Here is a 25,775-nt window from a genome sequence, read left to right as displayed (position 1 = left end):
GAGGAGCGGCCAATGGCTATTTTGGGCAAGTCCGTTCACAGGGTGTTGTGGGCGGCACTCATCGCGGCATCTGCTGTACATGCCGAGACGCCTGGCTCGATCCAGACCGGGATCAATTCACAGCGAATCATCCTGCTCGATATCCAGCGTGTGGGCAGTCAACTGTTCAGTGCCGGCGAGCGCGGCTGGATCCTTCGTTCCGCGGATGATGGGCAACATTGGCAGGGCATTCATACGCCAGCCGATCGAACGCTGACCGGGCTTGCTTTCGCCAACGACCGACTGGGTATCGCCGTTGGACATGGCGCGACCCTGTTGCGCACCACCGACGGCGGTCAGCAATGGACAGCCGTAGGGGTGGACGGTATCGGTCATGATTCGCTGCTCGGTGTCACCTACCTGGGCGGCCAGCATTTCGTCGCCTATGGCGCATTCGGTCACTATCTGGAATCCGTCGACGCTGGCTTGAGCTGGAGCAAGAAAACGGTGATGGGGGAGGACTTTGATCGGCACATCGCCAAAGTGCTGAAGGTCGATGGTGACCTGTTCCTTTTCGGCGAATCCGGCACCCTGCTGCGCTCGCGTGACCTGGGGCTGAACTGGGAAGCGTTGCAATCCCCTTACGAGGGTTCTTTTTTTGGCGGACTGCAGACGCCAAGTGGTGCGCTGTTGGCTTTCGGCATGCGCGGCAATCTGTATCGCTCAAACGACCGGGGAGATACCTGGCAGCTGATTCCCCTGGACGCCAAGGTTGCACTGCAAGGGGGGCAGGTTTTGCCTGACGGGCGTATCGCCCTGGTCGGCAATGCCGGACTGCTGGCACTGAGTAACGACGATGGCAAAAGCTTTGAGCTGAGTCACGCCGCCCGTGGCGGGCTCTCGCAGATAGTTGCGGTGACCGGCGGTGCCCTGGCCGTGGGCGATGCCGGTGTTCAGTCTCTGAGCTTGACGCAAGCGACAGCCAATTGAGGTTTCTATGAGTAAGTACCACGACAATCAGGGGCTCGAGCTTGTGGGCGACGTTCAGGTGCTCGACCGCCACCACTTCTCCCGTAGTCTGGTCGGTCGGGTGTCCTGGTGGATTTTTCACTTGCGTCGCCCGCTTCTGATTTTTTTCATTCTATTGACGCTGCTGTTTACCTTCACCGCCACACGGCTGCGTGTGGAGGCGGGCTTTTCCAAGATGATCCCGCTGCAGCATGAGTACATGCAGTCCTTTCTCAAGTATCAGTCGGTTTTCGGCGGCGCCAACAAAGTATTGCTGGCGTTGAAGAACGAAAAGGGCGAGATCTTCGACCCCGGATTCATGGAGAGCTTGCATCAGGTCACCGAGGAAGTTTTCTACATCAAGGGCGTCGAGCGTAGCTCGGTCACTTCGCTGTTCACCTCCAATGTACGCTACAACGAGGTCGTAGAAGACGGCTTCAGGGGCGGCAATATTGTTGCGGCCGACTTCTCCGGTACTCCAGATCAACTGAAGGCGGTGCGCGAAAATGTGCTGAAGTCCGATTGGGTCGGCCGTATCGTCTCCAATGACTTGAGCGCCGCCATGGTGGTGGCGAACTTGCAGGAAGTGGACCCGGAGACCGGTTTGCGCCTGGATCTGCAAGCGGTCAGCCAGTCCCTGGAGGCGATTCGCGCCAAGCACGAAAAAGATGGCGTCAGTGTGCACATCATTGGCTTCGCCAAGTCGACCGGGGATATCGCAGACGGTGCCGCCGGGGTCCTGCTGTTCTTCGCCGTGGCCTTCGTGATCACCGCACTGTTGCTTTATTGGTATTGCGGCTCGCTGATGTTGACGTCCTGGGCGTTGGTTTGCGCCATGGTCCCGGTGGTATGGCTACTGGGTCTTCTGCCGCTGTTGGGGTTGGCGCTCGACCCGATGTCGATTTTGGTGCCGTTCCTGATTTTCTCCATTGGTGTTTCCCATGCGGTGCAGATGACCAACGCCTGGAAACTGGAAGTGTTGCATGGTCACGACAGCATTACCGCTTCGCGCAATTGCTTCCAGAAACTCTTCATTCCAGGTGCCATGGCGCTGCTGGCCAATGCACTGGGGTTTCTGGTAATCGCCTTCGTGCAGATCGAGATGGTGCGGGAACTGGCCATCACTGCGACGTTGGGGGTCAGCCTGATGATCCTCACCAACAAACTGCTGTTGCCGATCCTGCTGTCTTACATGCGTATTTCGGCCAAGGATGCCGAGCGCCTGCGGGGCAAGGAAACCTCTGGGGACTGGTTGTGGGAGCACCTGGGGGGATTGGCAACCCGCAAGGGCAGTGTGCCGGTCATCCTGATTGCGGTGGTTCTGCTCGGTGTCGGCATGTGGCAGGCGGGAAAGTTGAAGGTGGGAGACACGGGGCAGGGTGTCCCGGAGCTGCGTGCCGATTCGCGTTATAACCAGGACGTGGCGATGGTCACCCGTAACTTCGCCATCGGCGTTGATCTGTTGCAGGTGGTGGTTGAGGCAAAGGGCAACGAGTCGCCCTGTGTTGATCGCAACATTCTGGGCAAAGTCGAAGATTTCGAATTCGAGATGAAGCAGACCCCGGGCGTCGGTACGGTGCGAGGGCTGGCGGGTTATGTCGGGCAGATCACCCAGGGCTACGCGGAAACCTTCATCAAATGGCGCACCATTCCCGAGGAGCAGGCGCAAATTGCCCAAGGCGTGGGTTTCGCCACGCGTCTTGGCAATGAACTGATGAACTCCACCTGCAGTGCGATGCCGATCTCGCTGTATACCGAAGATCACCAGGCCTCGACTATCAGCAACATCATCGAACGGATCAAGGCGTTCAAGGTAACCCACGACGGCGATGACCTTCGTTTTCAACTGGCCAGTGGCAATGTCGGGGTAATGGCCGCGACCAATGAGGCGGTCGAGGCGGCGGACAAGTGGGTGAATCTCGCGCTTTTCGGCTCGGTGACCTTACTCTGCCTGCTGAGCTTTCGCTCGCTGCGTATCACCCTGTGCATCATCCTTCCACTGGCGCTGGTCACGGTGCTGTGCAACGGGTTGATGGCATGGCTGGGCATTGGTCTCAAGGTCAACACGCTACCGGTGGTGGCACTGGGCGTCGGGGTCGGCGTGGATTACGGCATTTACCTGTTCGAGCGGATCAAGCACGAAATGCATTCACGTCATTCAGACCTGCGTCAGGCGTTTGTCGAAGCGCTGAAGCAGCGTGGCACTGCCTCGTTGTTCACCGCAATAACAATGACGGTGTCCGTGTCCACATGGGTGTTTTCCACCCTCAAGTTCCAGGCCGACATGGGCGTGCTGTTGGCGTTCATGTTCCTGGTCAACGTCTGGGGCGCCATCCTGTTGCTACCGGCACTGGCGGCATGGCTGCTACCGCCGGTGCACGCCGGCAAGCAACCTGCGCAGCCATCCGCAAACTAACTCCATGCAGTACTTTGGCGGCCTTCGGGCCGTCTTTTTTTGGGGGGGAGTCAGGGGTGCTACGCTTGTATCGATACGCTTGGGCATCTGCCAGTTTGCTGCTGCAAAGGAGTGGATATGTCGCCCCGTAAGAAAAAGCCAGCCAACGTAACAGGTAACAAACTCACCGCCACAATGGATGAACCCGTTTTTCGCTCGCGTAAGGAGCGTATGAGCGCGGGTGAGCGATTGAGAGAGAGCCTGCCGCATTCGTTACACGCCGTTTGGAAACCGCCGCGTAAACATCGTGACCCCATTGAACTGCTGGAAGAGTCAAACCGCTACCGGTTACCCAATCTGGTCCCTGTGCGCTATGGGCGCATGCTGCGTAGCCCCTTCACATTTTTACGCGGCTCTGCGGGCTTGATGGCGCATGACTTGGCTACAACCCCAACCACTGGTATTGAGGTGCAAGCCTGCGGGGATTGCCACCTGTTGAACTTCGGGTTGTTCGCGACGCCTGAGCGCAATCTGATTTTTGACATCAACGATTTCGACGAAACGCTTCCCGCTCCCTGGGAGTGGGACGTTAAACGTCTGGCGATCAGTTTCGTCGTGGCGTCACGCGATAACCGGCATAGCGACAAGGCGGCTGAATCGATCGCTGTCGAATGCATTCGTGCTTACCGTGAGCGCCTGCGCAAACTGTCGAAGATGAGCCCGCTGAATGTCTGGTATGACCGTCTGGATGCCCAAACGATTATCGACATGGCGCCCACGGCAGAGATCAAAAAATTTCGGGAGCAAGTGGTTGCCAAGGCAAAGGGGCGTGTCGGCGATTACCTCTACCCCAAAATCAGCAGCGAAGTGGCCGGGCGCAGGCGCTTGGTCGATCAGCCCCCCATACTTTATCACTCGGATGAGAAGGATTTTTTGCAGCGAGCCCGTCAGGCGCTGCAGGATTATCGACTGTCACTCCCCCATGAACGACGTGTGCTCTTCGATCGTTATCGCCTTGAAGACATTGCCATAAAGGCAGTCGGGATCGGTAGCGTCGGTACCTACTGCTTCGTCGGCCTGTTCTTTTCTGCAGAAAACCATCCGTTGCTCCTGCAGTTCAAGGAAGCCTGCCCCTCGGTACTGGCGCCCTATGCGGGCAAGAGCGACTACGAGAATCAGGGGCAGCGCGTGGTCACCGGGCAGCGACTGATGCAGTCCTCGAGTGACATCTTTCTTGGCTGGACGCGCGGCGATAACGGTCGGGATTACTTTGTTCGCCAGTTGCGCGACATGAAAATGTCAGTGCCGATCGAAGGCATATCGGCGCCGCGCATGAAGTTGTATGCCCAATGGTGCGGTCTTACTCTGGCCCGTGCCCACGCCAAGTCAGGGGACGCTGCTCTCATAAGCGGCTACCTGGGTAAATCGGACACCTTCGACCAGGCACTCGGCCAATTTGCCATGATCTATGCCGATCAAAATGCGAGAGATTATGCCGTGTTGCTGGCTGCGGAAAGATCCGGGCGGATCAAAGCGCTCATGGAAGATGAATGATAAAAACGGTTGCCACTCGATGGCTGCTTCTTGCGGGAGCTGATGTTCATTGATTTTGAGCAGCAAGGAAGCGATCAGGTTTCAGTTGACGGGTGGCGGAAATCGTCGAAAAGATGCGGAAATGCTGGCATCACCGCAGTGTTCAGTAAGCCAAACCCCAGAAACGACAAAGCCCTGAATAATCAGGGCTTTGTCGTATAAAGATGGCGGAGGCGATGGGATTCGAACTCATGGACCTGTTACAGTCGACGTTTTTCAAGACCTGCGGGCATAGTCTTCGTAAGGGCTGCGCACTGTACACATTGCGATAGTGCGAACGTGGCCTCGACTGCTGAGGAGATGATTGTGGCTCGAAAAATCTATTAGAAGGCGCGGTCTGATTGATTTTCCTTCGGGACTTAAAATCCCTCGAGGATGCGAAAAGGCGTTCGAATTCCTACCCCTATGTGGGCTTCGCAAAGGTAATTCAGCGGCTGCATTCGACCCTTTGCAGCCGGTCAAGGCAAACTGAAATCGTCGAAAATCGGCCAGGTGGCTACTAGGATCTCAAGCCAATGACCGTACGGATGATGTCTCGGCCTTGATCCTTGCGATGATGATTGGTGTCTCGCAGTGAGTAGATACAGCGGCAGTACTCTTGCTGACAGAAACGTTCGCGCTTGCTGATCTCGATCATCCGTGCCGAACCGCCGCCTTTGCGCCAGTTGTAATCCCAATAGCTGACGCCAGGATATTTTTGCGCGCTGCGACTGCCTCTATCGCTGATCTGCTTCATGTCTTTCCAACGGGAAATACCCAGTGAGCTGGTGATCACGCTAAAACCATGTTCAAAGGCATACAGGGCAGTACGTTCAAAGCGCATGTCGAAACATCGGCCACGCTGGTGAGCGCGCCCCAGGACAATGCTCGTTTTCCAGTTCACGAACCGGGCGAGCGAAACCGATCAGTTGCTGCCGCAAAATTGGCGGCCGGTTTAATCACGCAAGGCGTGATGGCCGGATGAATACGATAACTTCGCTGTTCAAACTGATTTACTACTTCCCTGCGGCTAGGAAGCACCCATTCCACGCACAAGTGGATCAGCGCTGCGTAGGCCCACAGGATAAAGTCACTTCAGCAGCGACGTTGCGTTTCAAACCACTGTTCGGCCATTGAAACTAACGTAAAAATTTGCTGTCACAACCATTCATCGCAAAATTTCTAGGCAGCATCACTTATTACCAAGGAGGGGTTCATATGGCGTTCGACGCTTTCATTCAAATAGCAGACATCCCAGGCGAAGCGCTGGACGAGAAGTACAGCAAGTGGATCGAAATCACCGGCTACAACTTCGGCGTTAGCCAAAGCACCTCCGCCACCGCTAGTTCCTCGGGCGGTGCTTCATCCGGTCGCACCACCCTGACCAACTTCACCTTCACCAAATACCTCGACAGTGCCAGCTGTAAGCTGATGGAAGCCAGTTGCGCGGGCCAGCACCTCAAGGAAGTGAAGCTAGTGCTGTGCCGCGCCGGCGCTGACAAGCTCAAATACTACGAAGTGGTGCTCGAGGAAGTCATCATCGCCGACTACTCACAAAGCGCCAGCGCAGGCATACCCATCGAAATCGTACAGCTCAATTACGGCCGCATTAAAACCACTTACACCCTGCAGAAACGTGTCGATGGCAGCGCAGGCGGTAACGTGGCTGGCGGTTGGGACCGCATCAATAATAAAAAGTATTCATGAGGCAAGACCATGCCCGAAGCACGATCCTTTATCAATTCCAGAACGCAGACTTTCGACTCTCTGAAAGCCAATCTTGCGCTGCCAAAGAATGTCAAAGCCAAGTTTGTTGCCCTCAACTCCCACATTTCGGGCTCAGTTGTTCTTGCTGGTGAACTGGTGATTGTGGGGGATTCTTCAACCCCGTCGTCTACAGCTCAAGAAGCTTTCCTGATGGCAAAGGCTGCCGAGGTGCATACGGCGTTGCTTGCTAACGGGGTGGAAGCTGATGATTTTTTTCTTGATAATTTTGAGCTGCTCAAACAGGCGATATCCTACACGTCCATGGGTATAGGTGCAGCAAGTGATGGCTGGGCCAAGCATATGGAAGAGATCAAGAAAACGCTTCAAGACATTGAAAAATTATATCGAGAGCACATGGGCTCTGGCACCATGACCCAGCGCGATGCTTTCTATGCCAAGCGAACTGAATTGTTCATGAAACTTGACAAATTATTGGGTAATTTTCTGTCCTACGGGGCCGGACTGCGCAACGAAGGTTCAATGAAAAGAATGCTCGGGCTCTCAACCAACAGCTATATGCATGCTGGAGAAATCGCGGGATACGCCGACAAGGTATCTGGCGTGGCTAAGGCTTCTAACTGGATAAAAAGAGGAACTTATATTGGGACCGCGCTTGAAGTAGGCTCCACCGCACTTTCAATTCGAAACGCCTGTGCTGTGGGACGCGAGGAGCAGTGTCGAAGGGCAAAGTATGTTGAGGGAAGTTCCCTGGTGGGTAGTTTAACCGGGGCCAGTGGAGGCGGGGCTTTAGGCGGCCCTATAGCGGGCGGAATATGTTTGGTAGCGCTAGGAGTTACAACCGGCCCAGGTGCATTGGCCTGCACTGTAATAGGAGGTGCCGCTGGCGGATGGGTGGGCGGGGAAGGAGGCCAGTGGGTCGGTGAAAAAATTGGAGAATATATTTATGGGGCAGTTACAAAATGACAAGTATCCCTATAGGGTTATTGGGTATTTTTATAATGGTTCCCATGATTGTCAATTTGATTGCGATTGCTATAATTGCTCATAACTACGTTGAGGTTATCGAAGGTCGGCTTCCAAATTGTTCTTCTGTAGTAACCATTAGAGAAGCATGGTCCGGTGGCGGTTTGCTCGGGAAAGTAATTCGAGGCGGCGTAATTGCGATAGTGATGATGATGCCAAATCTCTGCGCAAAAAAAGGCATTGTCGATATCGATGAGATGCGTAGATTACCTGCTCGTTATAAGCGGTTATTAATAATTCCTATGCTTATAGGTATTTTTCTTTTTGTAGCTATGATGGGATTAAGGGTCGCTGGATATTGGTTAGGGCTTTAAACGTCAAATAACATCCGCAAGACAGGCATCTCATGACCCGTAAGTTAGCGTTGATTTAATATCCCATCGAACGAGGCAGGTTGAATATCTTCACCTGTTTCCTTGACCAGCCGACGTCGAGCCACTCAACGTCCGAACCTCAGAGATGACGGTGATGATGCAATTGGTGGCGTCCGGCAGAGGCGTCAGCTGCCTGCCCAACTGGGCACTGCACGAGTACACGTCTCGTGGGTATCGTTCCACTCTAAGTGCACCTTGGGCAACAGACGCCGCGCTTGCAGTGATGGGCCAAGTTCTCACAGGCCCTCATCCACGCGTCCGCCCATTTGAACACCATGGTTTACCAGCATCCGGAAAGGCGTAAAAAAACCTTGCCTTGGAAGCTTCGTACCAGGCTGATGTGCAAGCTTCTTGCGGGGGATATGGGAATTGACGTTTTGCACGCAATGCGCCCGCAGTTCGAGTTACGGACGGACTTAGGGGAAATTTCGGCCGAGCTGGTCGAGGAGTTTAAGAAGACGTCAGCACTCAGAACTTGGGGTTGGATGTGTATCGCTGATGGCACACCCCAGGTAGTGCCCCCCGTAGCGCTGCTGTAGCCTTCCCATCATTCGCTAGGCGAGTGGTCAAGTCGAACGCAAATGCCTGGTCAAGTCGAATGCAAATGGGTGGTCAAGTGGAGTGCAATTTCCCAATCACTCGCGACTTGCTGCTTCACGCCCTGAGGAAGTCAGTCAACCAAAATCGAGGTTCTTGAGGAGCGGTGAACCACGCTTCCTCAAGGCATTCAAATAGGTGGTTTCATCGTAGAGTGTCCTGGTCTGCCAGCACCGGTACAGAATCCGAATCCACTTAAACGCGAGTGCGCGTACCGCAGCCTGGTAGGTACTCCCTTTGGCGCGTTGCTGCCGGTAGTAAGCTCCAGCCCAAAAGGATTTATTAATGGTCTGACCCGCCCATTCCACGAAGGTCTGACGAAGAAACGTCGGACATTGCCAGCGCCAATGCACCCAGCTCTTCTTACCACTCCGTTCCGTCACCGGGGCAATGCCGGAGTACTTTTGCAGTTCGTCCGCGCCATGGAAACGCTCACGTTGTTCTCCGAAGGCTGCGAGTAAGCGTGGCGCCAGATGCTGACCTGCGCCCGGTATTCGCCGATCTATGGTTGATGAGCGGCTTAGCGACCTGATGGCTTTCTGTATCGGTTACGCTCGGCAAGGCGGAGCAGCTAAAGCCTACTGGCTGGTCAGTGAGTAGTGCTGGACTGACAGAAAAGGGGAAATATCTATTTGCTGCTGATCGGCCGCTTCTGGCCGATTGCAGTCATTCCGGTGCCATCATCACCGCGAGCGTCATTTTGATGAGCTCTTCATTCTTATCGATTGCTTCTAGGGCACCGCGCACGCTGTCGGAGACGTCAGCCGATCCGCGCTGCTCGATCCAATTCGAAAGCTCCATGATGGCGGCTTACAGGGCGAGCTGGTTTTCGTTGATTTTGAAGAGCAGGGAAGGGAGCAGGCCTGAGTTTGGCATCGAGAATCCTCGGTTATGAGGTCAGCGTAGCACTGCGTTTCATGAAGGATTTTTAACCGTTGGCAGGACGCCGGGAGAGGGAAAATCAGGAAAGTTTTGTAACGGTTATCAAATAGTTTTGTAACGACCTCCAGAGGCTGCACCGATTCACAGGCTCCAGAAACGACAAAGCCCTGAATAATCAGGGCTTTGTCGTATAAAGATGGCGGAGGCGATGGGATTCGAACTCATGGACCTGTTACAGTCGACGGTTTTCAAGACCGTTGCCTTAAACCACTCGGCCACACCTCCGTTTGCGTTGCGGGCGCCATAATACCTGAATGAAACACACTGTCAAACTCTCTGCATAGCTAGTTACAGAGCGTCTGTTATGATCTTTGCGACTGAACGTTTCAAACCAACAGGAGTGTCGCCATGCGCGAACAGGATTACGCAGTTAATAACAGCGTGCAGGCTGAGCAGCTAGAGGTTAGCCGCGTCCTGCGCAACACATACGGCTTGCTCGCCCTGACCCTCGCATTCAGCGGTGTGACGGCCTACGTTGCCCAGCAGATGCGTGTTGGCTACCCGAATATCTTCGTGGTGCTGATCGGCTTCTACGGTCTTTTCTTCCTCACCAACAAACTCCGTGATTCCGCCTGGGGCCTGGTGTCGGCATTTGCCCTGACCGGTTTCATGGGGTTCCTGCTCGGTCCGATCCTCAACCGTTACCTGGGTATGCAGGGCGGCGCTGAAGTGGTCAGCTCGGCCTTCGCGATGACTGCGCTGGTGTTCGGCGGCCTGTCGGCCTATGTGCTGATCACCCGCAAGGACATGAGCTTCCTCGGCGGTTTCATCACGGCAGGCTTCTTTGTGCTGCTGGGTGCGACGCTGGCGAGCTTCTTCTTCCAGATCAGCGGTCTGCAACTGGCGATCAGCGCAGGTTTCGTGCTGTTCTCCTCGGTCTGCATTCTGTTCCAGACCAGCGCCATCATTCATGGCGGTGAGCGCAACTACATCATGGCCACCATCAGCCTGTATGTATCGATCTACAACCTGTTCGTCAGCCTGTTGCAGCTGTTCGGCATCATGAGCCGTGATGACTGATCGTCGGCCTTGAAGTAAAAAACCCGCTCAGGCGGGTTTTTTATTGCCTGGAATCCAGGGCTACTCGGTAATGACAATGCTGCCGTCAGCTTGCTGGCGGTAGACGGTGTAGGGCAGCAGTAAGGTGTCCATCGCGCCGGAGACGACCACATCGAGCAGCACGACGGCGGGGGCGGGGCCATGTACCTGCGCATCCCGACCCTCTTCGAGGGGGGCATTCAGCATGCAAAAGTCGTAGGTCACACCGCTGTAGATTCGCGGTACCGCACCGCAGTAACTCTTTTGTTCCTTGAGACTTTTCGAGGCCACTTCGTCACTGCGCACAACCGTCTGAATCGTGCCGCAACCCGCAAGCATCATTGCCACCAGTAGCATTGCCTGAGTTTTCATACCGTCAATCCTTCGCCGGAAACCATCAATCTACTTCAGTCTGAAGCAAATATCACTCACGCCATGGGCGGCAATCGGCGCTTGACCGGGGTTTTCTTGACGATGGCCGTGTTGGTTTCAGCGTGGGTGTTGAGGCGGTCGAGCAGGGTGTCCAGTTGTTCCATCGAGCGCACGTGCAGGCGTGCGATGAAACAGTCGTCGCCGGTCACCTTGTCGCACTCGGTGAATTCGGGAATGGCCATGATTTGCCGTTCCACCTCTTGCAACTGGCCCGGCAACGGGCGAATACGCACGATGGCCTGGAGTTGATAACCGAAGCTTTTTGGGTCGATTTCAACGGTGTAGCCCTTGAGCACGCCACGCTCTTCCAGGCGGCGCAGGCGCTCGGCAACACTGGGGGAGGACAGGCCGCTGATTTGCGCCAGGGCCTTGAGCGAGCGTCGCGAGTCTTCCATCAGGGCCGTGATCAGTACCTGGTCGATGTCATCGGTCATGGCGAAACCCTCTGTTAGGCATTTTTTCAAAACTGCCTTCATAAAAAAGGCTGATTCAGAGTTTAGCCTGCTTTTTGCTATGGAGTGGCGCTGTGGTGCATTGGCATACTTTGGCCACAAACACAGGAGTCTGATGATGGACAAATCCCTACGCCGCGGTTCGTTTGAAATGACGGCCGCCATGCTGATCTCCGGCACCATCGGTTGGTTCGTGCTGGTGTCCGGGCAACCGGTGCTGGATGTGGTGTTCTGGCGCTGCCTGTTCGGTGCCGGCACCTTGCTGCTGATTTGCGCCGCCTTCGGCTTTCTGCGCCCCGGTATTCTGACCCGCACCACGTTTTTGCTCGCCGTGCTCAGCGGGGTGGCGATCGTCGGCAACTGGGTGTTGTTGTTCGCGTCCTATTCCCGGGCGTCGATTGCCATCGGCACCGCCGTCTATAACGTTCAGCCGTTCATGCTGGTCGGGCTGGCGGCGCTGTTTCTCAACGAAAAGATCACCACGCAGAAAATGCTCTGGCTGGGCGTGTCGTTTCTCGGGATGCTGGCCATCGTCAGTGCCCATGGCAGCCAGGGCGAGAGCGGCAGCGATTACCTGACGGGCATTGCCCTGGCATTGGGCGCGGCGTTTCTCTATGCGATTGCCGCGCTGATCATCAAGCGTTTGACGGGTACGCCACCGCACCTGATTGCGCTGATCCAGGTCAGCACCGGCGTGTTGTTGCTCGCGCCATTCGCGAATCTTTCGGTACTGCCGCAGGCGCCGAGCGCGTGGGCCAGCCTGGTGACACTGGGCATGGTGCACACCGGTGTAATGTATGTGTTGCTGTACGGCGCCATTCAAAAACTGCCGACTGCGCTGACGGGGGCGCTGTCCTTCATCTATCCGATTGCGGCGATTTTCGTCGACTGGTTTGCCTTCGGCCATCGTCTGGAGCCGCTGCAATGGATCGGCGTCGCGGCAATCCTGCTGGCCGCCGCCGGTATGCAGCAAGGCTGGTCACTCAAGTTTCGGCGCACGGTGACGCCGTAACCCGCGTCGCCGGCGTCAGATGTTCCAGCGCGGCGCGTTCCTGGCCAGGCGCTGGCGCATCTCGCCGATGTTGGCGGCCAGTTGTTGAGTCAGCAAGTGATAGCCGTCCAGTGTGTTGTAGACCGGTGCATCGAGGCTGACCAGCGGCACCTCCATGGGCCGATCGAGGCGCTGGGCGGCGCCTGATTTCAACGCCCGGGCCATGCCGATCAATTGCACGCGGATCTGTCGATGTTCGGCTTTCAATGCCGTTTGCAGGAGCGTCATGGCATCGGGGTCATTGGCGTCCGGTCGGGTATTGCCAAGGATTTCCAGGGTGCTGACGCACATGCGCAGGTTGCGCTGGATGGCATCGAGCTCGGTCATGGAAATCTTCACTTCCTTGGACACCGACGGCATCAGTGAGCGCAGTTGCACCATCGCCGAATTCAGGCGCGTCATGAGCTTGAGGTGTTCGTCGGCGGTGATGGCCTGGCCGTCAATGATGCGCCCGTAGATTTTTGCGCAATCACGCAGGGCATCGGCCAGGTTGTAGCGCCAGGAATACACCGCGTACAGCGGCAGGGCGAAGGAAAACGCCAGGGCCAGGGCAATACCGATCAGGATATCCACCCCGCGCCACAAGCCATCGGTGACCGGGTTGTCGCCATGCCCCGCGACGATGAACACGGTAATCGCCGACAGCAGCGCGGTGTAGCCGCCCTTGCCGATGGCGTGATACGAGAAGAACCCGCAGACCACCGACATTGCGAAATAGGTCAGCCAGGGCATTCCGAGCCAGGCCTGTTGTGCCACCAGCGCCAGGCCGACACCGGCGCCGATCAAGGTGCCGATGGCACGTTCGGCGGCTTTCTTGCCGATGTTGCCGTGGTGCTGCAAGCCGCCGATCACCACCAGCATGGTCACCGACGCCCATTCACCGTGGGGCAGTTTGATCCCGGTGGTCAGCAGGATCGTCGCCAGCAAGCCGAGCGACACCCGCACCGCATGGATCACCCGCGCATGGCGGTAGCGCCGGTACGGGTCCAGCAACGGACGCAGCAATCGGCGCAGCAGCGGTGGCAGTCGATCGGCTCTGGATGTACTCAGGCTGGCTCTCCTCAGAAAATGTAGTCGGTGGTCAGGAAGCTCGAACTGCGGCCACTGATGATCTCGCTGATCAGGTCCTTGTTGGTCTCCTGGAACTTGGTGGCCACCAGCGTGCGGATCGAAAACACCCGCAGTGCGTCATGCACCGACAGGGTGCCTTCGGCCGAGTTCTTGCGACCATTGAAGGGGTAGGTGTCGGGGCCACGCTGGCATTGGGCATTGAGATTGATGCGTCCGACCTGGTTGGCAAAGGTGTCCACCAGCCGGCCGACCGCCACCGGATTGGTGCCGAAGATGCTCAACTGCTGGCCGAAATCCGACTCCAGCACGTAGTCGATCACGGTATCCAGATGACGGTACGGCACGATCGGGATGACCGGGCCGAACTGCTCTTCCTGATAAACCCGCATCTGCGGTGTGACCGGGTACAGCACTGCCGGGTAGAAGAACGACGCCCGGGCCTCGCCACCGTTGGGGTTGACCACCCTGGCGCCTTTGCTCTCGGCATCCGCCACCAGTGCATGCAGGTAGTCGACCTTGCCCGATTCCGGCAGGGGCGTCAGGGCGACGCCACTTTCCCAGGGCATGCCGGGCTTGAGGTTGGCGAGCCTGGCATTGAATTTGTCGATGAAGGACTCGACCACGTCCTCGTGGACAAACAGGATCTTCAGGGCCGTACAGCGCTGGCCATTGAAGGACAGCGACCCGGTCACCGCTTCACTGACCGCATTGTCCAGGTCCACTTCCGGCAGGACGATGCCCGGGTTTTTCGCGTCCAGGCCCAGCGCCGCGCGCAAGCGGTGGGGTTTGGGATGGAGTTTTTTCAGGTCGCTGGCGGCCTTGTTGGTGCCGATGAAGGCGAAGATGTCGATCTTGCCGCTGGCCATCAGCGCACTGACCGTCTCGCGGCCGCTGCCATAGATGACGTTGATCACCCCGGCCGGGAAGCTGTCGCGGAAGGCTTCCAGCAACGGGCGAATCAGCAGCACGCCGAGTTTCGCCGGTTTGAACACCACGGTGTTGCCCATGATCAGCGCCGGGATCAGCGTGGTGAAGGTTTCGTTCAACGGATAGTTGTAAGGCCCCATGCACAGGGCGACGCCCAGCGGCACGCGGCGGATCTGGCCGAGGGTGTCCTGTTCCAGTTCGAAACGGCTGGAGCGACGATCGAGCTCTTTCAGCGCGTTGATGGTGTCGACGATGTAGTCGCAGGTGCGGTCGAATTCCTTTTCCGAGTCCTTGAGGTTCTTGCCGATTTCCCACATCAGTAGCTTGACCACGGCGTCGCGCTGCTCGCGCATGCGCCCGAGGAAGGTTTCGACGTGCTGGATGCGCTCGGCCACGCGCATGGTCGGCCACAAACCCTGGCCGCGGTCGTAGGCGCGCACGGCAGCGTCGAGGGCGGTCAATGCGGTATCGGCATCAAGCAGCGGCGTGCTGCCGAGGATCACTTGCTCGTCGCCATCGGCACCGGTCAGGTACACCGGGCTGCGGACCTGGGCCAGTGGTCCGTTCCAGGTTCTCAGTACGCCATCGACCAGGTACTCACGCTGTTCGGTCTGGCCGTCGAGGCGGTACTTTTCCGGGATGTCGGCGGGGCTCGGGAACAGGTTCTGGAGAATATTGGCTGTGGTCATGTCGCTACCCCTCTGGATTGGGTGATGCACTGATGAATCGTTTTAGCAGACCTCAGCAACCCTTGTCATGACTCATCTCAGCGTTTTGCCGTTCGCGGGTTTATCGACGCCCTCCGTCATGGCCTCAGAAGCGCCCCTTGTTGGCCCCCAATGCCCTCAACCCGCCCGCGTGGAGTGCCTTAGTGTTGAGCTCTCCTTGAGCACAACAAAAAAGCTGCACCCGGCCGACCGGGCAGCCAATGAGAGGACAGCCATGCGGGCAAGCCGATTAACTGAAAAGCCTAGCCTTTGTTTGGCCTTGGCGGGGTGTGCCTTTGCGTTGCTTGCAGGGTGCGAAGAGCCGAACAACCCGCCGACCCGCAGCGAAGCAGGCGCCGCGAGGCCCGCCGACGCCGAGCTGGCGCAGGTCTACGACAACAGCTGCAAGCTTTGCCACGCCAACCCGGCGGCCGGGGCGCCGCTGACCGGCGACATCAAGGCCTGGGCGCCACGGGTGCTGCAGGGCGCCGACACGCTGCTCGATCACGCGATCAACGGCTACAACGGCATGCCGCCAATGGGCATGTGCATGCAGTGTTCGCAGGAACAGTTCCTGGCGCTGATTGCCTTTATGTCCGGCCAGCAAATCCAATAACAAGAACGGCAGGGTGCGATTCATGACGATGGACCTGACACGGCGTCAGTTGTTGCAACGGGCGAGCGTCATCGGCGCCTTTACCGCGCTCGGCTCAGCCCCGGCGCTGGCCGAGTTGCTGCGCGCGCCACGGTTGATTCCCTGGCGCAACTGGTCGGGCGGCCAGAGCTGCCTGCCGGCGGCGCGGCTGGCGCCGAAGAACCTGGATGAGTTGACCCAAGTGGTGCGTCAGGCCCCCGGAAAGATCCGTCCGGTGGGGTCGGCGCATTCCTTCAGCGCACTGGTGCCCACCGACGGCACCTTGCTGTCGCTGAGCTATTTCTCGGGGTTGCTCGATCACGATCCGAAAACCCTGCAAGCCGAGTTCGCCGCCGGCACGCCGATGTCGCGCATGGGCACGCCGCTCAAGGATATCGGCCAGGCCCTGCAAAACATGGCCGATATCGATTACCAGACCCTCGCCGGCGCGATCTCGACCTCGACCCACGGTACCGGCAAGCACTTTCAATCCTATTCGGCGCATGTCTGCGGCTTGCAGTTGGTGACCGCCGGCGGCGAGGTGCTGGATTGCGATGCCAATCGTCATCCCGAGGTGTTCAGCACCGCCAGGGTGTCCCTGGGGGCGTTGGGCGTGGCGACCCGGGTGCGCCTGCAAAACCGCCCGGCGTATCGCTTACGGGAGCGGCAGTGGATCGCCAAAACCGAAGAGTTGCTCGAAGACCTGGACAAGAACACCCGGGAAAACCAGCACTGGGAAATGCTCGTGGTGACCCATTCCGACTACGCCTTGTCGATCGCCCTGAACGAAACCACCGACCCGGCCACACCGCCGGTCCCGGCGGATGAGGAGGGCGGCAACGAGTTTGTCACCTTGATCGAGAAGATCGACAAGTACGCCAGCGACTTCCCGGACCTGCGCCGCACGATGCTCAATAACCTGCGCCACCTGGCCAGCTTCGATGACCGGGTGGGCGACTCGTTCGACATCTACGCCAACGTGCGCACGGTGCGCTTCAACGAGATGGAATACTCCGTGCCGGCCGAATACGGCCCGGCCTGTTTGCGCGAGATCCTCAAGCTGATCCAGGACAAAGACCTGCGCACCTGGTTTCCGATCGAATACCGTTACGTCAAGGCCGATGACATTCCCCTGAGCATGTTCGAAGGCCGCGACAGCTGTTCGATTTCGGTCCACCAGCATTACCAGATGGATCATCACAACTTCTTCGCCGCCATCGAGCCGATTTTCTGGAAGTACAACGGCCGGCCGCATTGGGGCAAGTTGCACACGCTGAACGCGAAAAACCTGCAGCCGCTGTACCCGCGTTGGCAGGAGTTCATCCAGGTGCGGCAAGCACTCGACCCCAGCGGCAAATTCCTCAATGCGCATTTGTCATCGATCCTGGGGGTGAGCTGATGGCCGTCAATCGACGTGGTTTTCTACTGGGCATCGCAGGCGTCGGCGCCTTGTTGGCGGGTGTCGGGGCGTGGCTGCGGCCGGGTGACCGAGGTGCGCCCTACAGCGACTATTTCCGCCTGCTCAACCGCGAGCTCAAGGACCACGGGCCGATGCGTCCGGTGATGCTGATCGACCTTGATCGGCTGGATCACAACATCGACGTGGTGATGCAATCGGTCAGGCGTGGCGGCAAACACCTGCGGCTGGTGGAAAAGTCGCTGTCGGCGCCGGGGCTCCTGGCCTACATCGCCCAGCGCGCCGGCACGCAACGCCTGATGTCGTTTCACCAACCCTTTCTCAATCATGACGCCATGCAGTTTCCCGAGGCCGATATTCTGTTGGGCAAGCCGCTGCCGGTGCGTTCGGCGCAGTTGTTCTATCAGTCGCACAAGGGGCCTTTCGACCCTTCGAAGCAACTTCAATGGCTGCTCGATACGCCAGAGCGTTTGCAGCAATACCTCGCCCTGGCTCAGGGGCTGGGCACGCGAGTGCGGGTGAACATCGAACTGGATGTCGGGCTGCATCGCGGCGGTATCAGCGACCTTGGCGTGCTTGGGCAGATGCTGACGCTGATCAGCCAGCACCCGCAGCATCTGGAGTTCGCCGGGTTCATGGGCTACGACCCGTTCGTGGGCATGGGCGTGCCGGGGATTCTGGGCTCGCCCGAGGAGCTGTTCGCCAAGGTGATGGTGATCTACCAGCGCTGCGTCGATTTCACCCGTGAGCAATATCCCGGTTTATGGCGAGAAGGATTGACCCTCAATACGGCCGGCAGCCCGAGCTATCGCCTGCATGAGCAAGAGCAACTCAGCAGCGAAGTGTCGGTGGGGACGGCGATGCTCAAGCCCACTCACTATGACTTGCCGTCACTGGTGGAGCATGTGCCGGCCGCTTACATCGCCACGCCGGTGCTGAAAAGCACCGGGGCGGTGAACATTCCGGCGCTGGATGACCAGTCCAGGCTGTTTTCCTGGTGGGACACCAATCAGCGCGAGACGTTTTTTATCTACGGCGGCAACTGGATGGCGGAGCTCGAATCGCCAGCGGGGTTGCAGAGCAATGGTGTGTATGGCCGCAGTTCGAACCAGGAGATGGTCAATGGTTCGGCGGCGGTGGGGCTTGGGGTTGAGGACCAGGTGTTCTTGCGGCCTGCCCAGACGGAGGCGGTGTTGTTGCAGTTTGGGGATTTGCTGGCGGTTCGGGGTGGGAAGATTGTGGATAGCTGGCCGGTGTATTCCTGATGTTTGTTGGGTGACTGTTCCGGCGCCTTCGCGAGCAGGCTCGCTCCCACAGGGGAATGCATTTCAACAGGGAAATGCATTCCCCTGTGGGAGCGAGCCTGCTCGCGAAGGGGTCAGTCAGAACGCATAAGGAATACTGACCTTGGCCCAAAGCATTTCCCCTTCAGGCCGGTTTTCCACGTCGAATTCCTTGGCCCAGCGAATCTCCGCGCTGGCGTACTTGAGAAAGGTCCAGTGCAGCGCCGGGCCAATCGCAAACACCTGGCCGCGCACCCCGTCGTTCACGTCCTGGCCGTTGAACTGCACGGTGTGGCCGAACTGTTTGTCATCGGTGGTTTGCTTGAGGTAGTAGCCGTTCAGCCCGAACATCAGGTCGTCGGTGATCTTGAAACTGGCGGAATAGTCGATGTGGAAAATCTGCCCCGACTTGTAATCGGTGTCTTTGTTTTTCTCGTTGAAACTGTAGGTGGTCTTCATCGACACCTCGGTTCTGTCCGTCGGCAGCCAGGTGAAGGAGAACAGCGGTTTGTAGGTGTAGAAGTTGTTGCTGGTGTTGGCCAGGCGATCGACGCTGTATTCGCCGGTCGGCACCGTGACTTCAATGGCGGCGCCGAGGGTCAGGTTCGGGCCCATGTCCCAGAGAATGATCGGCGCGATGGTGGTGTCGCCCATGCCTTCGCGGGTGTCCTGCGGCAGGCCGAACACCGAGACTTCCTGCTTGAGCCAAGGCTGCGCGATGTAGCCGGCCAGCCGGCCGCCAAACACCCGCACCGGGCTGAGGTAATCCAGGCGCGGGATGACGGCCGTGGATTCGATCTCGACGTTCGGCACCTTGCCGCCGAGGGAGCTGATGTTCAGTTTCGTGGCCTTGTAGTGGTTGTAGTAGAGGTTGAACGCAACCATGTTGTCCGGAAGGCTGTCGGGCGACAGCGGCAACATGAAAAAGCCGTCGGTGCCGGGGCCGATGTTGTCCACGCCAGCCTCGGTGGCCAGGGCCGGTTGCAGGGCGCAGACGCCGGCCAGGCTGATGACCATCAGGGGAAGTGTCGTGCGAGTCGCGATCATGGGTGTACTCATTATTATTGTTAGCGGGCTGTCCGGCATCCCTACGAGGGCCGCCCCATAGAAATAAGCTGTCCGCGCCCTGCAAGGCAGGGTATTGGCGGCCATTTAGGGGGACTTCTGCGGACAGCCTTTAAACGCTGTGCTAACTTCCTTCGACATAACCGGTTACAAAAATAAGAATGATGCTCGTCCCGGAATGTATGGCCCCATGCAAATGATAGTGATCGATCCCACCTTTGAACTGGCGCTGGTGTCGCCGTTTCTCCTGCAAACCCTGGCCGAAGTCGCCGAGCAGAAAGGCATCAACCCCCAGAGCCTGTGCCGGGGGTTGGGGTTTGACTTTGAAGACCTTCAGGATCCGGCGCAGCGCATTTCCTATCGCCAGGCCGTGGCCATGATTCAGCGTGCGCTCAAGGCCTTGCCCAATCAGGGGCTGGGCCTGTGGGTCGGCGCGCAGAACGTGCTCGGCACGCTGGGGCTGTTGGGGCATGTATTGTCGCTGTGCAAGACCCTGCGCGATGCCTTTGAACTGGGCATCCGCCATCAACACACCTCGGGCGGCATTGTCGTGTCCAGTGTGGAGGAGGCGGGTGACCGGGTGTTTGTCGACGTCGAATGCCGCTTGCCGTTCGCCGATGTGCAGTTGTTCGCGGTCGAGGAGTTTTTCGCCAGCCTGCTGGTGTACGGCCGGGCCCTGGTCGGCGCGGATTTCAAGCCGATGGCCGTGGAATTCATCCATGCGGCGCCGGACTATCTCGGCGAATATTCGCGCCTGTTGGGGCCGGATGTGCGTTTCGGTTGCCTGCAAAACCGCATGGTGATCGATGGGCATTGGTTGGACGTCCAATTGCCCAATCACCATTCCCTGGCCCTGCGTCAGGCCGTGAAACTGCTCGAACTGGAAGCCGCGCAGGTGCACCAGAAAATGGACCTGATCCAGGCGGTGGAACGGGCGATTGCCCGGGACCTGACCGAGGGCAGCCACATCGAGAAAATCGCCAGCGACCTGAACATGAGCAGCCGCACCTTGCGTCGCCGCCTCACCGAACACGCGCTGACGTTCGAAGCGCTGCTGGAACAAGTGCGCCAGGCCCGCACCATGAGCCTGCTGGCCAACCCGGACATGTCCATCGAACGCATCACCGAGGAAGTCGGCTACAGCGACGTACGCAGCTTTCGCCGGGCGTTCAAGCGCTGGACCGGCATGAGCCCGAGTGCGTTCCGCAGCGAAAGCTCCAGCGTGGTCTGATCCTTTTGTGGTGAGTAGGAATCTGTGGTGAGTGGGCTTCTGTGGCGAGGGGGCTTGTCGGAACGCCGCATCGCCCCGTCGGGTTGCGAAGCAGCCCCAAAACCTGCCGCCTCGGTATGACTGGAAATGTAGGGGACCGCTTCGCGCTCCAACGGGGGCAAGCCCCCTCGCCACAGAAGCCCCCCTTTGCCACAGGTTCCTGAGCTCCGACGGCACACAAAACCTCACACACCGGTTAAACTCCATGCTCTTTTTCAAGGAGTTCATATGAGTCATTACCAGCCGGGCATTCTCGCCACCCCCGTTCCTCCTCAAGCCCGCCATATGTTCTTCGCGCTCGAATCCGCCGCTGCACTGCCGGCCGCGCTCGATAACCTGCAAGGGCTGGTGGACGGCAAGTCGGTGGTGGCCGGCTTCGGCGAGTCCCTGGTCAAGGCGCTGGACGGGCAGATCGAAGGTCTGCGGCCGTTCCCGGCGCTGACGGGCGTCGGTGTCGACAATCCGTCGACCCAACACGCGCTCTGGTGCTGGCTGCACGGTGAGGACCGCGGCGAGTTGCTCAACCGCAGCAACGCCATCGCAGCGGCACTGGCCCCGGCATTGCGCCTGGTGCAGGTGAACGAAACCTTCCGCCACATGACCGGCCATGACCTGACCGGCTACGAAGATGGCACCGAGAACCCCCACGACGAAGCCGCAGTAGCCGCTGCACTGGTGGCTGAAGGCGCGGACGGCCTGGTGGGTGGCAGCTTCGCCGCAATCCAGCAGTGGCAGCATGACTTGAAAGGTTTCCATGGGCTGTCAGCGGATGAGAAAGACAACATCATGGGCCGCCGCCTGAGCGATAACGAAGAGATCGACGATGCGCCGGTTTCCGCCCACGTCAAACGTACCGCCCAGGAAAGTTTTGCGCCTGAGGCCTTCGTGGTGCGCCGCTCGATGCCGTGGATCGAAGGTGACCGCGCCGGCCTGATGTTCCTGGCCTTCGGTTTCTCCCTCGATGCCTTCGAAGCCCAACTGCGCCGCATGAGTGGCCTGGAAGACGGCATCACCGACGGCCTGTACCGCATCAGCCGTCCGGTCACCGGTGGCTACTACTGGTGCCCGCCGCTCAAGGACGGTCGACTGGACCTGCGCGCATTGCGTATCGGCTGAACGGCAAGGAGAGCCTATGAACCTGGTGCGCTGGGGCATGATCGGTTGTGGCAGTGTCGCTGAACGCAAAAGCGCGCCGGCCTTCTACAAGGCGCCCGGATCGGCGTTGGTGGCGGTGATGGGGCGGCGCCTGGAAGCCGTCACCGACTACGCCGCGCGCCACGGCATCGCGAGGGTTTATACCGATGCGCAAGCGCTGATCAACGATCCCGAGGTCGACGCCGTATACATCGCCACACCGCCCGACAGCCATCACGCCTATGCCTTGCAGGTGGCCGCCGCCGGCAAGCATTGCTGCGTCGAGAAGCCGATGGCGCTGAACGCCGGGCAAAGCCGCGAGATGCAGCAGGTGTTTGCCGATGCCGGGTTGCATCTGTTCGTGTCCTATTACCGGCGTTCGCTGCCACGCTTCCGGCAAGTGCGGCAATGGCTGGAGGAGGGGCGGATCGGCGAGGTCCGGCACTTGAGCTGGACCCTCACCAAAGCCCCGTCGGCAGCGGATCTTGCGGGCGCGAACAACTGGCGTACCGATCCGGCGATTGCCGGTGGCGGCTATTTCGCCGATCTGGCCAGCCATGGCCTGGACCTGTTTCAGTACCTGTTCGGTGATATCGTCGAAGTCGCCGGGTTCACCGCACGGCAGGCCGGTTTGTACGCGGCCGAAGATGCCGTCAGCGCCACCTGGCGGTTTGCCGGCGGGGCACTGGGGATGGGTTGCTGGAACTTCGCCGCCGATCGCCGAGAAGACCGGGTCGAAGTGATTGGCAGTCAAGGCCGGATCAGCTTTTCAGTGTTCGATGAGCACCCGGTCGAACTGCATGCCGACGAACATCTCAGCCTGACCATCGAGCATCACGCACACATTCAGTGGCACCACGTGTTGGGCATGAATGCGCATATTCGTGGTGAGGCGCAGCATCCGGCGGTGGCCGCAGAGGCGCGGAAGACCGATTGGGTGATGGACCGGATCCTCAAGCGGCACTGATCTCAGACCAAACACTATCCCCTGTGGGAGCGAGCCTGCTCGCGAAGACATTGTGTCAGGCAATATTTTGTTGGTTGACACTCCGCTTTCGCGAGCAGGCTCGCTCCCACAGGGACGGTGGTGAATCTAACCTTATGCGCATTCGGTATTTCTCAAGCGTGTAATAACTTCTCTAAGATCACGTCATAACTCGTTATAACAAGTGATCTGCCATGACCGATAATGTTCTATCCCTGAGCAGCGTCCCGCTGCACACCCAGCTGCGAGACGTGCTGCGCGCCCGCATTCTCGACGGCGAATACCCGCAAGACAGCCAGATGCCTTCCGAAAGCGAGCTTGGCGCTTTGTTCAAGGTCAGCCGCATCACCGTGCGCCAGGCTTTGGGTGACCTGCAAAAGGAAGGGCTGATCTTCAAGATCCATGGCAAGGGCACTTTCGTCGCCAAACCGAAAACCTTCCAGAACGTCAGCACCCTGCAAGGCCTGGCCGAGTCCATGACGGGACGCGGTTACGAGGTGATCAACCGCCTGCGCAGCTTCAAGTTCATTGCTGCCGACAAGCTGGTCGCCGAGCGTTTGCAGGTCGAGGAAGGCGAGGTCGTGGCGCAGATCAAACGGGTGCGCCTGATCAATCGCGAGCCGATTTCCCTGGAAATCACCTACCTGCCAAAGGCCGTTGGCGAGCGTCTGGAAAAGGCCGACCTGGTCACCCGCGACATTTTCCTGATCCTGGAAAACGACTGCGGCCTGGCGCTCGGTCACGCCGACCTGGCCATCGATGCGGTACTGGCCGACAGCGACCTGACCCAGGCGCTGAACGTTGAACCCGGCTCACCGATCATGCGCATCGAGCGTCTGACCCACGACGCCGAAGGCCGGCCAGTGGACTTCGAACACCTTTACTACCGTGGCGATGCCTTCCAGTACCGCCTGCGGATCGACCGGCAAAAAGGGGATCAGGCATGACGCGCAGTACGTTGGAGCAGGAATACGACATCGTTGTCATCGGCGGCGGTACCGCCGGGCCGATGGCAGCGATCAAGGCCAAGGAGCGCAACCGCGACTTGCGGGTGTTGTTGATCGACAAAGCCAACGTCAAGCGCAGCGGCGCGATCAGCATGGGCATGGACGGCTTGAACAACGCGATCATTCCCGGCCACTCGACGCCTGAGCAGTACACCAAGGAAATCACCATCGCCAACGACGGCATCGTCAACCAGGCGGCGGTGTACGCCTATGCCACTCACAGCTTCGAAACCATCGAGCAGCTGGACCGCTGGGGCGTGAAATTCGAGAAGGACGAAACCGGCGACTACGCAGTGAAAAAGGTCCACCACATGGGCGCTTACGTGTTGCCGATGCCGGAAGGGCACGACATCAAGAAAGTCCTGTACCGCCAGTTGAAGCGCGCGCGGGTGAGTATCACCAATCGTCTGGTTTGCACGCGCTTGCTGACGGATGCAGAGGGCACGGTCAACGGCGTGATGGGTTTCGATTGCCGCACGGCGGACTTCCATGTGATCAAGGCCAAGGCGGTGATCCTCGCCTGCGGCGCCGCCGGACGCCTGGGCCTGCCGTCCTCGGGCTACCTGATGGGCACCTACGAAAACCCGACCAATGCCGGCGACGGCTACTCGATGGCCTACCACGCCGGGGCCGAGTTGGCGAACCTGGAATGCTTCCAGATCAATCCGCTGATCAAGGATTACAACGGCCCGGCCTGCGCCTACGTCACCGGCCCCCTGGGTGGCTACACCGCCAACAACAAGGGCGAGCGCTTCATCGAGTGCGACTACTGGAGCGGGCAGATGATGTGGGAGTTCCATCAGGAGCTGGAGAGCGGCAACGGCCCGGTGTTCCTCAAGCTTGATCACCTGGCCGAGGAAACCATCCAGAACATCGAAGAGATCCTGCACAGCAACGAGCGTCCGAGCCGTGGCCAGTTCCATGCCAATCGCGGTACCGACTACCGCACGCAGATGGTCGAGATGCACATCTCGGAAATCGGCTTTTGCAGCGGGCACTCGGCGTCGGGAGTGTGGGTCAACGAGAAGGCCGAGACCTCGGTCAAGGGCTTGTACTCGGCGGGGGACATGGCAGCGGTGCCGCACAACTACATGCTCGGTGCGTTCACCTATGGCTGGTTTGCCGGCAACAACGCGGCGGATTTTGTCGCCGGGCGCGAGTTTTCCGCGCTGGATGCCGCGCAGATCGAAAGCGAAAAACAGCGGGTCTATGCACCGCTGGACCGCGAACACGGCCTGCCACCGGCCCAGGTCGAGTACAAGCTGCGGCGCTTCGTCAACGACTACCTGCAACCGCCAAAAGTGACGAAGAAGATGCAGATCGGCCTGCAACGCTTCAGCGACATCCAGCGCGACCTCGACCAGATCAAGGCCCACAACGCCCACGAACTGATGCGCGCCATGGAAGTCAGCATGATCCGCGACTGCGCCGAAATGGCCGCCCGCGCTTCATTGTTCCGCGCCGAAAGCCGCTGGGGGCTTTACCACCACCGCGTCGATCACCCGCAACGCAACGACCGCGACTGGTTCTGCCATTGCCACCTGAAGAAGGACGAAAACGGTTTGATGAGCAGTTTCAGGAAAGCCGTCGAGCCTTACATCATCCCGCTGGATGCCGACGAGATGCAGGCCTACGACCGGCTGCGGGTCGGTGCCGATGCGGCTTGATGCCGACCACAAAAGAG

22 protein-coding genes, 1 tRNA gene and 3 pseudogenes are annotated in these 25,775 nt (G+C 58.8%); 17 read left to right on the top strand and 9 right to left on the bottom strand.

The features are described 5' to 3' along the window. The first annotated feature begins 12 nt into the window (after positions 1-12). From AC3WJW_RS24295 to AC3WJW_RS24285, 3 genes are all read left to right on the top strand, one after another. Positions 13-969 (top strand): WD40/YVTN/BNR-like repeat-containing protein, encoded by a 957-nt coding sequence (locus AC3WJW_RS24295; RefSeq protein ID WP_493727694.1) that lies wholly within the window; start codon positions 13-15, stop codon positions 967-969. A gap of 7 nt (positions 970-976) precedes the next feature. Then, complete coding sequence (locus AC3WJW_RS24290) at positions 977-3,403, top strand: efflux RND transporter permease subunit (protein WP_493727693.1); 2,427 nt, start codon at positions 977-979, stop codon at positions 3,401-3,403. A 117-nt stretch (positions 3,404-3,520) separates the two neighbouring features. Then, positions 3,521-4,936 (top strand): DUF2252 domain-containing protein, encoded by a 1,416-nt coding sequence (locus AC3WJW_RS24285; protein WP_256358693.1) that lies wholly within the window; start codon positions 3,521-3,523, stop codon positions 4,934-4,936. Between the two features lie 538 nt (positions 4,937-5,474). Here AC3WJW_RS24285 and AC3WJW_RS24280 read toward each other — a convergent pair. Further along, positions 5,475-5,858, bottom strand: a complete 384-nt coding sequence (locus AC3WJW_RS24280; RefSeq protein ID WP_493727692.1) for an epoxyqueuosine reductase QueH — start codon at positions 5,856-5,858, stop codon at positions 5,475-5,477. A gap of 314 nt (positions 5,859-6,172) precedes the next feature. Between AC3WJW_RS24280 and AC3WJW_RS24275 the strand changes: the two genes are divergently transcribed. The 4 genes and pseudogenes from AC3WJW_RS24275 to AC3WJW_RS24260 all read left to right on the top strand — a co-directional run. Then, positions 6,173-6,661, top strand: a complete 489-nt coding sequence (locus AC3WJW_RS24275) for an Hcp family type VI secretion system effector (protein WP_493727691.1) — start codon at positions 6,173-6,175, stop codon at positions 6,659-6,661. Positions 6,662-6,670: 9 nt separating this feature from the next. After that, positions 6,671-7,645 carry a hypothetical protein gene (locus tag AC3WJW_RS24270; protein WP_493727690.1) on the top strand — a complete coding sequence of 325 codons (975 nt, stop codon included), beginning with the start codon at positions 6,671-6,673 and terminating at the stop codon, positions 7,643-7,645. Then, a complete protein-coding gene (locus tag AC3WJW_RS24265; protein ID WP_493727689.1) occupies positions 7,642-8,019 on the top strand; it encodes a hypothetical protein in 378 nt (125 codons plus the stop codon). Before AC3WJW_RS24270 ends, AC3WJW_RS24265 begins: the two co-directional genes overlap by 4 nt. Positions 8,020-8,078: 59 nt before the next feature. Further along, positions 8,079-8,254: pseudogene (locus tag AC3WJW_RS24260) on the top strand (LysR family transcriptional regulator); the annotation flags it as partial. A gap of 499 nt (positions 8,255-8,753) precedes the next feature. Here AC3WJW_RS24260 and AC3WJW_RS24255 read toward each other — a convergent pair. From AC3WJW_RS24255 to AC3WJW_RS24245, 3 genes and pseudogenes are all read right to left on the bottom strand, one after another. Beyond that, positions 8,754-9,176 (bottom strand): annotated as a pseudogene (locus AC3WJW_RS24255) (transposase); the annotation flags it as partial. A gap of 166 nt (positions 9,177-9,342) precedes the next feature. Then, positions 9,343-9,552: pseudogene (locus tag AC3WJW_RS24250) on the bottom strand (hypothetical protein). 203 nt (positions 9,553-9,755) lie between these two features. Next, positions 9,756-9,843: transfer RNA gene (locus AC3WJW_RS24245), tRNA-Ser, on the bottom strand. Positions 9,844-9,966: 123 nt separating this feature from the next. Here AC3WJW_RS24245 and AC3WJW_RS24240 point away from each other — a divergent pair. Continuing rightward, positions 9,967-10,638: a Bax inhibitor-1/YccA family protein gene (locus AC3WJW_RS24240; protein ID WP_102699713.1), complete on the top strand. Its 672-nt coding sequence runs from the start codon at positions 9,967-9,969 to the stop codon at positions 10,636-10,638. Positions 10,639-10,698: 60 nt separating this feature from the next. Here the strand turns inward: AC3WJW_RS24240 and AC3WJW_RS24235 are convergent, their stop codons facing one another. Both AC3WJW_RS24235 and AC3WJW_RS24230 read right to left on the bottom strand, forming a co-directional pair. Continuing rightward, positions 10,699-11,028 carry a YceK/YidQ family lipoprotein gene (locus AC3WJW_RS24235; RefSeq protein ID WP_493727688.1) on the bottom strand — a complete coding sequence of 110 codons (330 nt, stop codon included), beginning with the start codon at positions 11,026-11,028 and terminating at the stop codon, positions 10,699-10,701. Positions 11,029-11,084: 56 nt separating this feature from the next. Further along, positions 11,085-11,522 carry an Lrp/AsnC family transcriptional regulator gene (locus tag AC3WJW_RS24230; RefSeq protein ID WP_007973356.1) on the bottom strand — a complete coding sequence of 146 codons (438 nt, stop codon included), beginning with the start codon at positions 11,520-11,522 and terminating at the stop codon, positions 11,085-11,087. Positions 11,523-11,658: 136 nt separating this feature from the next. Between AC3WJW_RS24230 and AC3WJW_RS24225 the strand changes: the two genes are divergently transcribed. Further along, positions 11,659-12,552, top strand: a complete 894-nt coding sequence (locus tag AC3WJW_RS24225) for a DMT family transporter (protein ID WP_493727687.1) — start codon at positions 11,659-11,661, stop codon at positions 12,550-12,552. Positions 12,553-12,567: 15 nt separating this feature from the next. Here AC3WJW_RS24225 and AC3WJW_RS24220 read toward each other — a convergent pair whose 3' ends face one another. Next, positions 12,568-13,608 (bottom strand): FUSC family protein, encoded by a 1,041-nt coding sequence (locus tag AC3WJW_RS24220; protein WP_493727772.1) that lies wholly within the window; start codon positions 13,606-13,608, stop codon positions 12,568-12,570. 44 nt (positions 13,609-13,652) lie between these two features. Next, positions 13,653-15,278, bottom strand: coding sequence for an NADP-dependent glyceraldehyde-3-phosphate dehydrogenase (locus tag AC3WJW_RS24215; protein WP_218481871.1), 1,626 nt, complete (start codon positions 15,276-15,278; stop codon positions 13,653-13,655). A gap of 253 nt (positions 15,279-15,531) precedes the next feature. Here AC3WJW_RS24215 and AC3WJW_RS24210 point away from each other — a divergent pair, with 253 nt between their 5' ends. The 3 genes from AC3WJW_RS24210 (at position 15,532) to AC3WJW_RS24200 (ending at position 18,612) form a co-directional block, all read left to right on the top strand. Beyond that, entirely contained in the window at positions 15,532-15,912 is a 381-nt protein-coding gene (locus AC3WJW_RS24210) for a c-type cytochrome (protein ID WP_493727686.1), read from the top strand. Positions 15,913-15,934: 22 nt separating this feature from the next. Further along, entirely contained in the window at positions 15,935-17,329 is a 1,395-nt protein-coding gene (locus AC3WJW_RS24205; RefSeq protein ID WP_493727685.1) for a D-arabinono-1,4-lactone oxidase, read from the top strand. Positions 17,330-17,403: 74 nt separating this feature from the next. Continuing rightward, positions 17,404-18,612 carry a DSD1 family PLP-dependent enzyme gene (locus AC3WJW_RS24200; protein WP_493727771.1) on the top strand — a complete coding sequence of 403 codons (1,209 nt, stop codon included), beginning with the start codon at positions 17,404-17,406 and terminating at the stop codon, positions 18,610-18,612. A 117-nt stretch (positions 18,613-18,729) separates the two neighbouring features. Here the strand turns inward: AC3WJW_RS24200 and AC3WJW_RS24195 are convergent, their stop codons facing one another. Continuing rightward, positions 18,730-19,647 carry a SphA family protein gene (locus AC3WJW_RS24195; RefSeq protein WP_238540807.1) on the bottom strand — a complete coding sequence of 306 codons (918 nt, stop codon included), beginning with the start codon at positions 19,645-19,647 and terminating at the stop codon, positions 18,730-18,732. Positions 19,648-19,885: 238 nt separating this feature from the next. Here AC3WJW_RS24195 and AC3WJW_RS24190 point away from each other — a divergent pair, with 238 nt between their 5' ends. The 5 genes from AC3WJW_RS24190 (at position 19,886) to AC3WJW_RS24170 (ending at position 25,758) form a co-directional block, all read left to right on the top strand. Continuing rightward, a complete protein-coding gene (locus AC3WJW_RS24190) occupies positions 19,886-20,926 on the top strand; it encodes an AraC family transcriptional regulator (RefSeq protein ID WP_493727684.1) in 1,041 nt (346 codons plus the stop codon). A gap of 267 nt (positions 20,927-21,193) precedes the next feature. Beyond that, complete coding sequence (locus AC3WJW_RS24185) at positions 21,194-22,081, top strand: Dyp-type peroxidase (RefSeq protein WP_493727683.1); 888 nt, start codon at positions 21,194-21,196, stop codon at positions 22,079-22,081. 16 nt (positions 22,082-22,097) lie between these two features. Continuing rightward, a complete protein-coding gene (locus AC3WJW_RS24180; protein ID WP_493727682.1) occupies positions 22,098-23,066 on the top strand; it encodes a Gfo/Idh/MocA family protein in 969 nt (322 codons plus the stop codon). 212 nt (positions 23,067-23,278) lie between these two features. Further along, positions 23,279-24,031, top strand: a complete 753-nt coding sequence (locus AC3WJW_RS24175; RefSeq protein ID WP_116580648.1) for a GntR family transcriptional regulator — start codon at positions 23,279-23,281, stop codon at positions 24,029-24,031. Continuing rightward, positions 24,028-25,758 carry a fumarate reductase/succinate dehydrogenase flavoprotein subunit gene (locus AC3WJW_RS24170; RefSeq protein WP_493727681.1) on the top strand — a complete coding sequence of 577 codons (1,731 nt, stop codon included), beginning with the start codon at positions 24,028-24,030 and terminating at the stop codon, positions 25,756-25,758. The genes AC3WJW_RS24175 and AC3WJW_RS24170 overlap by 4 nt, the downstream gene beginning before the upstream one ends. Positions 25,759-25,775: the final 17 nt, after the last annotated feature.

This window comes from Pseudomonas sp. GW821-FHT07G06 (genome assembly GCF_058986625.1).
Note: the sequence above shows the minus strand (reverse complement) of the source record. Positions and strands in the feature narration are given on the sequence as shown.

What these genes read in the sequence shown, in the direction of transcription:
- AC3WJW_RS24295 (WP_493727694.1), top strand. Translation starts at nt 13, where the DNA reads ATGGCTATTTTGGGCAAGTCCGTTCACAGGGTGTTGTGGGCGGCACTC.
- AC3WJW_RS24290 (WP_493727693.1), top strand. Translation starts at nt 977, where the DNA reads ATGAGTAAGTACCACGACAATCAGGGGCTCGAGCTTGTGGGCGACGTT.
- AC3WJW_RS24285 (WP_256358693.1), top strand. Translation starts at nt 3,521, where the DNA reads ATGTCGCCCCGTAAGAAAAAGCCAGCCAACGTAACAGGTAACAAACTC.
- AC3WJW_RS24275 (WP_493727691.1), top strand. Translation starts at nt 6,173, where the DNA reads ATGGCGTTCGACGCTTTCATTCAAATAGCAGACATCCCAGGCGAAGCG.
- AC3WJW_RS24270 (WP_493727690.1), top strand. Translation starts at nt 6,671, where the DNA reads ATGCCCGAAGCACGATCCTTTATCAATTCCAGAACGCAGACTTTCGAC.
- AC3WJW_RS24265 (WP_493727689.1), top strand. Translation starts at nt 7,642, where the DNA reads ATGACAAGTATCCCTATAGGGTTATTGGGTATTTTTATAATGGTTCCC.
- AC3WJW_RS24240 (WP_102699713.1), top strand. Translation starts at nt 9,967, where the DNA reads ATGCGCGAACAGGATTACGCAGTTAATAACAGCGTGCAGGCTGAGCAG.
- AC3WJW_RS24235 (WP_493727688.1), bottom strand. Translation starts at nt 11,028, where the DNA reads ATGAAAACTCAGGCAATGCTACTGGTGGCAATGATGCTTGCGGGTTGC.
- AC3WJW_RS24230 (WP_007973356.1), bottom strand. Translation starts at nt 11,522, where the DNA reads ATGACCGATGACATCGACCAGGTACTGATCACGGCCCTGATGGAAGAC.
- AC3WJW_RS24225 (WP_493727687.1), top strand. Translation starts at nt 11,659, where the DNA reads ATGGACAAATCCCTACGCCGCGGTTCGTTTGAAATGACGGCCGCCATG.
- AC3WJW_RS24215 (WP_218481871.1), bottom strand. Translation starts at nt 15,278, where the DNA reads ATGACCACAGCCAATATTCTCCAGAACCTGTTCCCGAGCCCCGCCGAC.
- AC3WJW_RS24210 (WP_493727686.1), top strand. Translation starts at nt 15,532, where the DNA reads ATGCGGGCAAGCCGATTAACTGAAAAGCCTAGCCTTTGTTTGGCCTTG.
- AC3WJW_RS24205 (WP_493727685.1), top strand. Translation starts at nt 15,935, where the DNA reads ATGACGATGGACCTGACACGGCGTCAGTTGTTGCAACGGGCGAGCGTC.
- AC3WJW_RS24195 (WP_238540807.1), bottom strand. Translation starts at nt 19,647, where the DNA reads ATGGTCATCAGCCTGGCCGGCGTCTGCGCCCTGCAACCGGCCCTGGCC.
- AC3WJW_RS24190 (WP_493727684.1), top strand. Translation starts at nt 19,886, where the DNA reads ATGCAAATGATAGTGATCGATCCCACCTTTGAACTGGCGCTGGTGTCG.
- AC3WJW_RS24185 (WP_493727683.1), top strand. Translation starts at nt 21,194, where the DNA reads ATGAGTCATTACCAGCCGGGCATTCTCGCCACCCCCGTTCCTCCTCAA.
- AC3WJW_RS24180 (WP_493727682.1), top strand. Translation starts at nt 22,098, where the DNA reads ATGAACCTGGTGCGCTGGGGCATGATCGGTTGTGGCAGTGTCGCTGAA.
- AC3WJW_RS24175 (WP_116580648.1), top strand. Translation starts at nt 23,279, where the DNA reads ATGACCGATAATGTTCTATCCCTGAGCAGCGTCCCGCTGCACACCCAG.
- AC3WJW_RS24170 (WP_493727681.1), top strand. Translation starts at nt 24,028, where the DNA reads ATGACGCGCAGTACGTTGGAGCAGGAATACGACATCGTTGTCATCGGC.